Annotated in this window: 11 protein-coding genes; 10 read left to right on the forward strand and 1 reads right to left on the reverse strand. The window is 67.8% G+C overall.

Features of this window, described 5'->3' with window-relative positions; translation table 11 throughout:
• Window positions 1–174: 174 nt before the first annotated feature.
• Window positions 175–1299, forward strand: coding sequence for an IS630 family transposase (locus tag FF100_RS30315; protein ID WP_139039699.1), 1125 nt, complete (start codon window positions 175–177; stop codon window positions 1297–1299).
• Here FF100_RS30315 and FF100_RS30320 read toward each other — a convergent pair.
• Window positions 1282–1971, reverse strand: a complete 690-nt coding sequence (locus FF100_RS30320; RefSeq protein ID WP_342779035.1) for a DUF2254 domain-containing protein — start codon at window positions 1969–1971, stop codon at window positions 1282–1284. The two genes, FF100_RS30315 and FF100_RS30320, sit on opposite strands and share 18 nt — an antisense overlap.
• 135 nt (window positions 1972–2106) lie before the next feature.
• Here FF100_RS30320 and FF100_RS30325 point away from each other — a divergent pair, with 135 nt between their 5' ends.
• From FF100_RS30325 to FF100_RS30375, 9 genes are all read left to right on the forward strand, one after another.
• Entirely contained in the window at window positions 2107–3360 is a 1254-nt protein-coding gene (locus tag FF100_RS30325; protein WP_139039701.1) for a cation:proton antiporter, read from the forward strand.
• Between the two features lie 774 nt (window positions 3361–4134).
• Window positions 4135–4581 carry a YidB family protein gene (locus tag FF100_RS30335; protein ID WP_139039703.1) on the forward strand — a complete coding sequence of 149 codons (447 nt, stop codon included), beginning with the start codon at window positions 4135–4137 and terminating at the stop codon, window positions 4579–4581.
• A gap of 441 nt (window positions 4582–5022) precedes the next feature.
• The gene (locus FF100_RS30345) at window positions 5023–5274 is read left to right on the forward strand and encodes a hypothetical protein (RefSeq protein WP_139039707.1); all 252 of its coding nucleotides are present in this window, start codon (window positions 5023–5025) and stop codon (window positions 5272–5274) included.
• Window positions 5275–5601: 327 nt separating this feature from the next.
• A complete protein-coding gene (gene ccoN / locus FF100_RS30350) occupies window positions 5602–7272 on the forward strand; it encodes a cytochrome-c oxidase, cbb3-type subunit I (protein ID WP_139039709.1) in 1671 nt (556 codons plus the stop codon).
• Between the two features lie 73 nt (window positions 7273–7345).
• Window positions 7346–8092 (forward strand): cytochrome-c oxidase, cbb3-type subunit II, encoded by a 747-nt coding sequence (gene ccoO, locus FF100_RS30355; protein WP_139039711.1) that lies wholly within the window; start codon window positions 7346–7348, stop codon window positions 8090–8092.
• 5 nt (window positions 8093–8097) lie between these two features.
• On the forward strand, window positions 8098–8247 hold the full coding sequence (locus tag FF100_RS30360) for a cbb3-type cytochrome c oxidase subunit 3 (RefSeq protein ID WP_139039713.1): 150 nt from the start codon (window positions 8098–8100) through the stop codon (window positions 8245–8247).
• Between the two features lie 5 nt (window positions 8248–8252).
• Window positions 8253–9131, forward strand: a complete 879-nt coding sequence (gene ccoP / locus FF100_RS30365) for a cytochrome-c oxidase, cbb3-type subunit III (RefSeq protein ID WP_139039715.1) — start codon at window positions 8253–8255, stop codon at window positions 9129–9131.
• A 180-nt stretch (window positions 9132–9311) separates the two neighbouring features.
• Window positions 9312–10811, forward strand: coding sequence for a cytochrome c oxidase accessory protein CcoG (gene ccoG, locus FF100_RS30370; protein ID WP_139039717.1), 1500 nt, complete (start codon window positions 9312–9314; stop codon window positions 10809–10811).
• Window positions 10808–11329 (forward strand): FixH family protein, encoded by a 522-nt coding sequence (locus FF100_RS30375; protein ID WP_246102563.1) that lies wholly within the window; start codon window positions 10808–10810, stop codon window positions 11327–11329. Before ccoG ends, FF100_RS30375 begins: the two co-directional genes overlap by 4 nt.
• The last annotated feature ends 5 nt before the right edge of the window (window positions 11330–11334 follow it).

An 11334-nucleotide genomic window follows, 5' to 3' on the forward strand; every position in this document is an offset into this window, starting at 1 on the left:
TCAACCGTTACATCGCCGAGCACAACGGCAGGCCGAAGCCCTTCGTCTGGACCAAGCCGGCCGCCGCCATCCTCGATGCCGTCAACGGCAACGCTGCACCATCCGTTTGAGTCAAGGCACTAGTGTCCTGCGTCTGAAGTTCGTGGCAAAGTGTGGGTCTGTTGGGAGGCGCCGATGGCCTACCGTGTACCCACATCTCTTGACCTGAGCGCCGAGGAACGAGCTGAGCTTGAGAGATGGGCCCGCCGCCGCAAGACAGCCCAGGGGCTCGCCCTGCGTGCCCGCATCGTGCTTCTAGCCTCCGATGGACGGAGCAATACGGCCATCGCGGCGGAACTGAGCACCGGCAAGCACACTGTCGGCAAATGGCGCGAACGGTTTGCCCGCGAACGCACGGATGGCCTGCTGGATGAACCTCGCTCGGGAGCCCCGCGCCGGATCGGCGACGAGCAAGTCGCCGAGTTGATCGACCGCACGCTCTGCGAGCGGCGCCAGGGTGCCACTCACTGGAGCCAGCGCAGCATGGCCAAGGTCAGCGGGGTGTCAGGAGCGACGGTCGGGCGAGTCTGGCGCGCGTTCGGCCTGCAGCCGCACCGATCCGAGACCTTCAAGCTCTCCACCGATCCGCTGTTTGCCGAGAAGGTGCGCGATATCGTGGGGCTCTATCTGGCTCCGCCCGCCCGTGCCCTGGTTCTCTGCGTGGACGAGAAGTCCCAGGTTCAGGCGCTCGATCGCACGCAGCCGCTGCTGCCGCTCCGGCCCGGACAGGTGGAGCGGCGCACGCACGACTATGCCCGACATGGCACCACCAGCTTGTTTGCCGCTCTCGATGTAAAGGCCGGGACCGTGATCGGGCAGTGCTATCCGCGTCACCGCGCCAGCGAGTTCCGCCGCTTCCTGGATGAGATCGAGGCGGCGGTACCGGCCGACCTCGACGTGCATCTGGTGCTCGACAACTCGGCGACGCACAAGACTAAGTTGATCCGCGATTGGTTAGCCAGGCGCGCGCACTATCACGTGCACTTCACGCCGACCTCTGCTTCATGGATCAACCAGGTCGAGCGATGGTTCGGCTTGCTGACGGAGCGGGCGATCCGGCGAGGCGTTCATTGCTCGGTGGACGAACTCGAACGCGACATTCGCGCCTTCATCGAGGCCACGAATGCCGATCCGAGACCGTTCCGGTGGGTGAAGTCGGCCGCCTCCATCCTGGCCAGCGTCAAACGCTTCTGCCTGAGAGCACTCGAAGCTGAGCCAGAGACAAAGCCTTTGACACGAACTTCAGACGCAGGACACTAGGGCGTTGATGTCCATGGCCTGCACGTAGCCCCCACCGGTCGCGGCGACCGCACGTCCGGTCGGCGCCTCAGCGGGGCGCGTCGGCCCCGGCTCGTCCCGCGTACGGGCGGCGATGGCCTCGCAGAGGTCGCGCTGGACGGCATCGACCACGGTCTCGATGTTGATGCCGGTGGCGATGTGGTGGACGAACCAGACCAGCGTACCGATAGCGACCAGCGCCAGGACGAGCGCGCCGGTGATCGCGAGGTGGGGGACAAACGGGCTCTCCTCCACCGTGCGCACCGTGCGCAGGACCATCAGCGAGTAGGCGAAGGCCCCGAGGAAGATGCCCAGGACCGTCTGGTTGCGGGCATCGCGGATGAAGTTGCGCAGCAGTCGGGGGCCTATCTGGCCGGAGGCCAGGGTCAGGGCAGCGATGGTTATGGAGAAGGTCGTGCCAGCGACCCCGATGTTGGAGGACGCGATGGCGCTGAGCAGTGCCCGCGCGCCCTCGGCGCCGCCGGAATAGCCCCAGTTCGTGTCCGGGGAGGAGGCGTCGAGGCTGGCGATGTGGGCCGTCTCCAGCGAAATTCCGAACTGGGCCAGCAGGATGCAGCCGAGCACGACCAGTGCGGGTCGAAGCCAGAACAGGTCGCCGAGGATCTCCAGCCAGGCTTTAATGCGTGTATTCATCGCTGAGGCCTGACAGCTCCCGCCGCCGGCGACAACCGGCACGAATTACCGTCCCCGGTCGTTAGACATCGACCGCGCGGCCCGTCCGACGCGGAACGGCGCGTTCGGACAAACCGCGGATGGGAAGGACATCCTTTGATCTCGATCTTCGACCTCGCCGCGCTGCTTCTCACCCTGTCGGCCATATTCGGCTGGCTGAACCGGCGCTTCCTGCGCATGCCGCACAGCATCGGCCTGCTCGTTATGGGGCTCCTCGCCTCGCTCGCCCTGGTGCTCGCCGACGTCGCCTTCCCGCAGCAGCACCTCTACGAGGACCTCACCCGCGTGCTCGACCAGGTCGACTTCACCGGCGTGGTCATGAATGGGATGCTGGCCTTCCTGCTGTTCGCCGGGGCCCTGAACCTCGACCTCGGCGCCCTTCGCGAACGCGCCTTCGCCGTGGGCATCCTCGCGCTTCTCGGGACGCTCGTGTCGACCGATGTGGTCGGAGCGGCGTTCTGGGCGGCGGCGCAGGCGCTCGGCAGCCCGGTGACGCTGGCCTGGGCCCTGGTGTTCGGCGCGCTGATCAGCCCGACGGACCCCGTCGCGGTGCTGGCCACCCTGAAGAACGTCAAGGTACCGGAAGCCCTCGAAGTGGAGATGCAGGGCGAGGCGCTGTTCAACGACGGCATCGGCATCGTGCTGTTCACGGTGCTGGTCGCCTTCGCAGTAGAGTCGGGAGGCGAGACGACGAGCGCCGGCGGGGTGGCGACGCTTCTCCTGCACGAGGCCGTAGGCGGCGTGCTCCTCGGCATCGTCACCGGCTACGTCGCCTACCGCGCGATGAAGGCCATCGACGACTTTCCAGTCGAGGTTCTGATCACCCTAGCTCTCGTGACCGGCACCTACGCGATTGCCCGGAAGCTTGGGACGAGCGGGCCTCTCGCCGTGGTCGCGGCGGGACTGCTCGTCGGCGAGCGTGCACCCCGCTACGCCATGAGCGACACCACCCAGAAGTACGTCTCGGCCCTGTGGACGCTCATCGACGAGGTGCTGAACTCGGTGCTTTTCCTCCTGATCGGCCTGGAGGTGCTGGTCCTCCGCTTCCAGGTCTCCGGCTTGGCTTCGGCGGCCTGTGCCGTTCCCATCGTGCTCGTCGCCCGCCTCGTCGCGGTCTCGACACCCGTCATGCTTTTCCGTTGGGGCGGCAACCTCTCGCTCGGCAACGTACCGTTCCTGACTTGGGCGGGCGTACGCGGCGGCATCTCGGTGGCGTTGGCGCTCTCACTCCCGGAAAGCGATGCCAAGCCCGCCATCCTCGCGGCGACCTACGCCGTCGTGCTCTTCACCATCATCGTGCAGGGCTCAACCCTCGGCCTTGTGGCCAGACGGACCCTCCGCGCGACCTAAGTGGCCTTGGAGCCCCGTCGGGGTTCGGCCGGTAAGCAGGGGTTCGACGGAGTCCGGAGGCCGTCGGCGACCGTCCTTCGTGACTTCGCGGTCAAGCGGTCGGTCATCACCGCCCTCTGTCCGGAAAGCCGGCGTGGCAACCCGAACGTGAGGGCGTTGCTGGCCTTCCTCGTGGAGGTGTTCCCGATGTCGGCTCCCCAGGGACATGTAGGTTGCAGCGAGCGTGGGAGACGAGGAGGATGCTCCATCGTACAGGGAACCCAGCATAATGGGCCTCGGCATGCTGATGTCGTGACCGACGCATAAAGGTCCGCTTTGTCCTACCAAGCGGACGTCTCAGCCAACAGGACTGAATGTCTGCATGGGGTCAGCAGTTCGCATGCCGCTTGTTCGGCTGTGCGCCATCAACGGACTTTCGGCCGAAACCATTGAAATGGCCGCTTCGGAGCCCGATAGCTGCCGTTGACATTAAATGATAGGGCCGGCAGTCACGACAGGCTAGACTCGCCAAGGTCGAGGACCAGCTTGACCGCTTCCGCGCCGAGGAGTTCTGGGACCGCATCATGCAGCCAATAGCCAAGTTCCTGGTTGGTCCGGGCCCCATGACGCCGGCCAAGATCCTGCCGGAGTTCAGGGTCGTGACCCACCGCGGCGCACTCTGCACAAGGAGCCCCTCACGCTGGGGATGCATCGCATCGGCGACCGGGCGCGTTTGATGCCCGGACCCTGTCGGCGGACGAGCCCCTCCTCGCCGCCGCAAGCCGGAGACGACCCATGAGCGACGGATACCCCTCGATGATGGCTCTCCTGGGCCTGCTGGCCCTCGCCGGCTACCAGAACTGGGACAAGATCGCGGAGATGTTGGGTGGGGCCGGCCAGGCCGCCCCCGCGCACCCGGGGTCCGGTGCCGCGCCCGGCAATTCGGGAGGCGGCATCGGCGGTCTTCTCGACGGCCTTTTGGGCAACCGGCGCAGCGAGGCGCCGGGCGGCTTCCTGAACAGCGGCTTGGGCGAGATGCTTCAGCGTTTCCAGCAAGCCGGTCACGGGGCCGCGGCGCAGTCCTGGGTCAACCAGGGACCGAACCAGGAGATCGCGCCTCAGCACCTTGAACAGGCCATCGGTCCCGACGTCCCGGCAACGCTGACCCAGCGCACGGGCCTGTCCCGCGAGGAGCTTCTCTCCCGCCTGTCCCGGGAGCTCCCCCAGGCCGTCGACCGCTAGACGCCAGACGGGCGGATACCCGCGTAGCCGGGCTCCTCGACGCCGACGATCTTTGTCGGCGCCGCTCCCGGGCCTTCGACATCGACGACTACGCCGGCAGGTCGTCGACGGGAGCGGTTCACCGCGACCGTCATGCGGCCTCGCACGTGGTCGTCAGAGCCATCCGTTTTTGCGGAAGCGCCAATAGAGGATCGCGCAGGCGGCGACGATGCCGCCGATAACGACGTAGTACCCGTATCGCCATTTCAGGTGCCGCGGGGCGGCGCCTGGGCGGCGGGATCTGGGTTGGGCGTGGCGTGTCGCCTTGAAAAGCCGCGAGACGCGTCGGAGCGCGCCAGTCGACCGCCGGAGAACCCGCCTCAACCGCCGTCCTTGATCCAGCCCAAGGCCAGGCTTCCCGGCCCGTGCGACGTCAGCGGCGTGCAACCGGAGACAGCCTCAATGAGCGCCCGCCCACTCTCCCTCCCGTGGAACCCGATCCGAGCCTTCACGGCGCTGTTCGTCTCCGCGGTCGTCGGCGGGTTGGCCGTGGCCGCCGCCTTCTCGCTGCTGGCCGGGACCCTGATCCTCAACGCCGGGGGCTTTCTTTTCCAAGCGCTGGTCACCGGCACCCGGATCCTCGCGCCCCTGGTCCTGGCGGCCATGATCCTGACAAGCGGGCTGCTCGGGCTCCGCCGCCAGGAGCGGGCTTGATACGAGCCGGTCGTCCGGCCCCCATCCGGATGCCCCGCCCTCGGCGGCCCCGTCCCGGGCCGTCCGTCCCCAAGGCGCGGTCGTCGCCGGGCACCGCCATCCGTCACGCACGCCTCGCCATTGAACCCGCGGATGGAGCACCGGCGGACGACGACGCGCGCCCTGGCCTGGGCGGGCTTCCGGGGTGCCGGTCGCCGGTCGGTTCGGGCGGCCAGCATCTGCGGGTCGGCATGGCGGCAGGTCGTTTGATCGAAATCAAGGCTCCCGGACGCCCGCGCCCCTAAGCGCAGGCATAGCCGTTTTTGCACGGGGCGAATCGAGCGAGCCATGGCCGCGACACCAACATCCAAATACATGACGGAGGGAGAGGTCGGCCTAGGCCTCGCCCTCCTGGTCGGCGCCTTCCTCTGCGCCCTAGCCTCGGCCCGCGCGGTCGACGCGCCGTTCAGCGTCCACATGGCCGTTTTCGCGCTCGCCGCGGTCGCCGGCATCGCCGCCATCCTCAAGCGGTACGAGGGACGGCCCGCGGAGGCCGCCCCCCAGCAGATCGACGGCAAGCCGAACTACAACCTCGGACCGGTCAAGTTCACCGTGATCGCCGCGATGGCCTGGGGCATCACGGGCTTCCTCGTCGGCTGCACAATCGCCTTCCAGCTCTGGGCGCCCTCGCTGAACCTCGAGCTCGAATACACGACCTTCGGCCGCTTGCGCCCGCTGCACACCTCGGCGGTGATCTTCGCCTTCGGCGGCAACGTCCTGATCGGGACCTCGATGTACGTCGTGCAGCGCACCTGCCGGGCGCGGCTCGCGGGCGACCTCGCGCCCTGGTTCGTGGTGCTCGGCTACAACCTGTTCATCGTCATCGCCGGGACCGGCTACCTGATGGGGGTCACTCAGTCCAAGGAATACGCCGAGCCCGAATGGTACGCCGACCTGTGGCTCACCATCGTCTGGGTCGCCTACCTCCTCGTCTTCCTTGCGACCCTCTGGAAGCGAAAGGAACCCCACATCTTCGTGGCAAACTGGTTCTATCTCGCCTTCATCGTGACCATCGCGATGCTGCACATCGTCAACAACCTGGCGATGCCGGTGAGCTTCCTTGGCTCGAAGTCCTACCCGATGTTCGCGGGCGTGCAGGATGCTCTGATCCAGTGGTGGTACGGCCACAACGCGGTCGGCTTCTTCCTCACCGCCGGCTTCCTCGCCATCATGTACTACTTCGTCCCGAAGCGCGCCGAGCGGCCGATCTACTCGTACCGCCTATCAATCATCCACTTCTGGGCGCTGATATTCATGTATATCTGGGCCGGGCCGCACCATCTGCACTACACGGCGCTGCCTGATTGGGCCCAGACGCTCGGTATGACCTTCTCAATCATGCTGTGGATGCCGTCCTGGGGCGGCATGATCAACGGCCTGATGACCCTCTCGGGCGCCTGGGACAAGCTGCGCACCGACCCCGTCCTGCGCTTCATGGTCGTGTCGCTGGCCTTCTACGGCATGGCGACCTTCGAGGGACCGCTCATGGCCATCAAGGCCGTCAACGGGCTGTCGCACTACACCGACTGGACCATCGGCCACGTGCATTCGGGTGCGCTCGGCTGGGTCGCCTACGTCTCGTTCGGGGCAATCTACTGCCTGGTGCCGTGGCTGTGGAACCGGCGTGAGCTGTATTCCTTGAAACTCGTCGAGTGGCACTTCTGGGTCTCGACCCTCGGCATCGTGCTGTACATCACCTCGATGTGGGTCGCCGGCATCATGCAGGGCCTGATGTGGCGCGCCTACAACACGCTTGGCTTCCTCGAATACTCCTTCGTGGAGACGGTGGAGGCGATGCAGCCCTACTACCTCGTCCGTGCACTGGGAGGGGTGCTGTTCCTGATCGGGGCGCTGATCATGGCCTACAACCTCGCCATGACCATCGCGGGTAAGAACGCCGTCGAGCGTGAGCCCGAGGCCACCCCCACGGCCGAACCAGCCCTGGTACCGGCCGAGTGACCCTCGCGGGATCCGCGCGTCCCGGCGGCTCCCGTGATCCCCCAGTCCCATCCCGCATCACGGACGCTTGATCATGGCCACCGCCCAGCCCGGCCTCTGGAAGAGGCACGAGGTCTTCGAGAAGAACTCCATCGTCCTGCTTATCGGCGCGCTCCTCGTCGTGGCCATCGGCGGCCTCGTAGAGATCACGCCGCTCTTCTACCTCAAGAGCACGGTGGAAAAGGTCGAGGGCGTCCGGCCCTACACACCGCTCGAACTCGCCGGGCGCAACATCTACGTCCGCGAGGGCTGCTACCTCTGCCACAGCCAGATGGTCCGGCCGATGCGCGACGAGGTCGAGCGCTACGGCCACTTCTCGCTCGCCGCCGAGAGCATGTACGACCATCCCTTCCAGTGGGGCTCGAAGCGCACCGGCCCCGACCTCGCCCGCGTCGGCGGCAAGTATTCGGACCAGTGGCATCGCGAGCACCTGAAGGACCCGCGCGCCGTAGTGCCGGCCTCGATCATGCCGGCCTACGCCTTTCTCGACCGGCCGCTCGACGCCGACGCCATCGCGGACGATCTCAAGGCCAACCGCGCCATCGGCGTCCCCTACACCGACGAGATGATCGCTGCAGCGCGCGGCGACTTGAAGGCCCAACTCGATCCCGACGGTCCCGGCGCAGCCGACCTGCAGCGCCGCTACCCCGGTGCCAACGTCCGCGACTTCGGCAGCGACAAGGGCCAGGCTGCCGAGATCGACGCGCTCGTGGCCTACCTGCAGGTGCTCGGCACGATGGTCGACTTCAAGATCTACGAAGACAGGAAGAACCTGAGGTGAGCGCTATGACCTACGAAAGTGCCGCCGCCTTCGCCCAGACCAGCGGCCTCCTCTACTTCGTCGGCATCTTCGCCGCCGTGTCCCTGTACGCCTTCTGGCCGCGCAATCGCTCCCGGTTCGACGCCGCCGCCCATCTCCCCCTGATCGAGGACTGACCGCCGTGGCCGATACCGCGAACCCCGGCAAGCCGCCCGCCGGCCCGGAGACCACCGGGCATGAGTGGGACGGCATCCGCGAGTACAACAACCCGCTGCCGCGTTGGTGGCTCTACGGCCTGTATGCCACCATCGTCTGGTCCTTGGGCTACTGGGTGCTCTACCCGGCTTGGCCGCTCGTGAGCGGCAACACCTCGGGCCTGCTCGGCTACTCGCAGCGCGCAACGGTGCTCGACGAGGTCGAGGCGGTGCGCCGCGAGCGGGACGCCCGCGGCCAGGCGCAGCTTGCCAGCGCCACAGTCGCGGAGATCCGCGCAGACCCGGCCCTGCTGCGCCTCGCACTCGCCACTGGCAAGGCGGCCTTCGGCGACAACTGCGCCGCCTGCCACGGCACCTCGGCCACGGGCCGGATCGGCTACCCGAATCTGCAGGACGACGACTGGCTCTGGGGCGGGACCCCCGAGGCGATTGAGCGGACGATCCGCTTTGGAGCCCGCTCAGGCCACGGCGAAGCCCATCTCGGCGACATGCCGGCCTTTGGGCGCGACGGCGTGCTCAAGCGCCAGGAGGTCGAAGCGGTGGCAACCTATGTGCTGTCGCTCTCGGGCAAGCCGGGCGTGGCCGGCGCGAGCGTTGAGAAGGGCGCCGAGGTGTTCGCGGGCAATTGCGCCGCCTGTCATGGCGAAGCCGCGAAGGGCAACCCGGAGATGGGTGCGCCCAACCTGACCGACCCGATCTGGCTCTACGGCTCCGCGCCCGATCAAGTCGTCGCCACGGTCACCAACGGCCGCAAGGGCGTGATGCCCGCGTGGGAAGGTCGCCTCGATCCCGCGACTATCAAGTCTCTGGCGGTCTACGTGCACGGCTTGGGCGGCGGCAAGTAGCGGGATCTTGTCCCGGTCGGTTCCGAGGGAGCCCGAGCCGGTCGACGTCCCGCGGACCACGTCCAGCGCGAACCCTGGACGTGGCTCGATTCCCGGCTTGAGCGAGATCAAGGCGGGTGGCTCGGGCGGACCATAGGACGAACGGAGCCGGCCGCGTCGCCGGACGGAAACCTCGCACCGATGCCCCTCGCCGAGCCGACACACACAGCCCCTGCGCCCAGGCCCCGTCCGACCAAGAAGTTCGGCAGCCGCGCGACGCGAACGGCCATCCCGGCGGTCAACGGGTCGCTCTACGCCGCCCGGACGAAGATCCAGCCGCAGGCGGTCCGCGGCACCTTCCGGCGGATCAAGTGGGCCCTGCTCGCGGCTACGCTCGGCGTCTACTACGCCGTCCCGTTCATCCGCTGGGACCGGGGTCCGGGCGAGCCGTCCCAGGCCGTCCTGCTCGACCTCGACAGGGGCCGCTTCCACTTCTTCTCAATCGAGCTCTGGCCGCAGGACGTGACCTACGTGATGGGCCTCCTGATCCTGGCGGCCCTGGTCCTGTTCCTGATGAACGCCGTCGCCGGCCGGATCTGGTGCGGCTACCTCTGCCCACAGACCGTCTGGACCGACCTGTTCCTCGCCGTCGAGCGACTGGTCGAGGGCGACCGGCGCGAGCGTCTGAAGCTCGACGCGGCGCCATGGTCGATGGAGAAGATCGCGCTCCGCACGATGAAGCACGCCATCTGGCTGCTGATCGCGTGGTGGACCGGCGGCGCCTGGGTGCTCTACTTCGCCGACGCGCCGACACTGGTCGTGCAGCTGGCGACCTATCAAGCTCCGCCCGCGGCCTACATCGCGATCCTGACGCTGACCGCGACGACCTACCTCCTCGCCGGCCACATGCGCGAGCAGGTCTGCACCTACATGTGCCCGTGGCCCCGTATCCAGGCCGCGCTCACTGACGAACACGCCTACAACATCCTCTACCGGGACGCTCGCGGGGAGCCTCGGGTCTCGGCCAAGCAGGCCGCCGTTCTGCGCGCCGCCGGCCAACCCGCCGGCGATTGCGTCGACTGCTTCGCATGCGTTACCGCCTGCCCGGCGGGCATCGACATCCGCGATGGCCTGCAGATGGACTGCATCCAGTGCGGCCTGTGCGTCGACGCCTGCGACACCGTCATGGCCAAGCTGGGCCGGCCGGCAGGCCTGATCGGCTACGACACCGAGGCCAACCGCCGGAGCCGGGCCGCCGGCAAGGGCCCCGTCAGCCACGTCGTTCGCCCGCGCACCGTCCTGTACGCGGCCCTCGTCGCGGGCATCGGCGGCTTCATGCTCTACAGCCTCGCGACGCGCAGCTTCATGGGCCTGAGCGTCCTGCACGACCGCAACCCGCTGTTCGTGACGCTCTCCGACGGCTCGATCCGCAACGGCTACACGGTCCGGCTCAGCAACAAGCGCCCCGGCGAGCGACACTACGCGCTGGCGGTCGAAGGTCTGCCGGGGGCGCGCGTCGAGGTCGTGGGCGGCTTGGCCGGCGACCTGCCGGTGCCATCCGATGCGACACAGGAATTCCGCGTCCTCGTTTTTGCACCGGCAGGCGCCGGGCCGACCGCCTCCGTCCCCCTGACCTTCCGGATCGCCGACGCCGCCACCGGCGAGACGGCTCGCGCGCGAGACAGCTTCAAGGCCCCATGACCATGCAGACCATTGCCTCGCCGCGTCCCTCGCACCCCTCCGGCCGACTGACCGGTCGCAAGGTGCTCCTGATCTTCGTCGCCTTCTTCGGCACCGTCGCCAGCGCGGACGCCTTCCTGGTCACCTCCGCCTTCCGGACGTGGTCCGGACTGGACGAGCCGTCCCCCTACCAGGCCAGCCAACGCTACAATGCCGAGCTGAGGCGCGCGGCCGAGCAGGACGCCCTCGGATGGCGCCTCGACGCGACCGCCATCCGCAACCCTGCGGCGGTCGCGTCCATCCACGTCACCCTGGCCGACGACGGAGGGGAGCCGGTCCGAGGAAAGGTGGTGGAGGCCCGCCTCGAACGTCCGACCGACAAGCGGCAGGATCTGCGCGTCAACCTTATCGAGGTCAGCGCGGGGACCTATTCAGCCCGGGCCGAACCGGTCGCGCGTGGACAATGGGACCTCGTCGTCGAGGTCGTCGGAGCGAACGGCGTCGCGTTCCGGCGCAGGCACCGCGTCGTCCTAGACTGAGGGGA

The organism is Methylobacterium terricola (assembly GCF_006151805.1).
Taxonomy (GTDB): domain Bacteria; phylum Pseudomonadota; class Alphaproteobacteria; order Rhizobiales; family Beijerinckiaceae; genus Methylobacterium; species Methylobacterium terricola.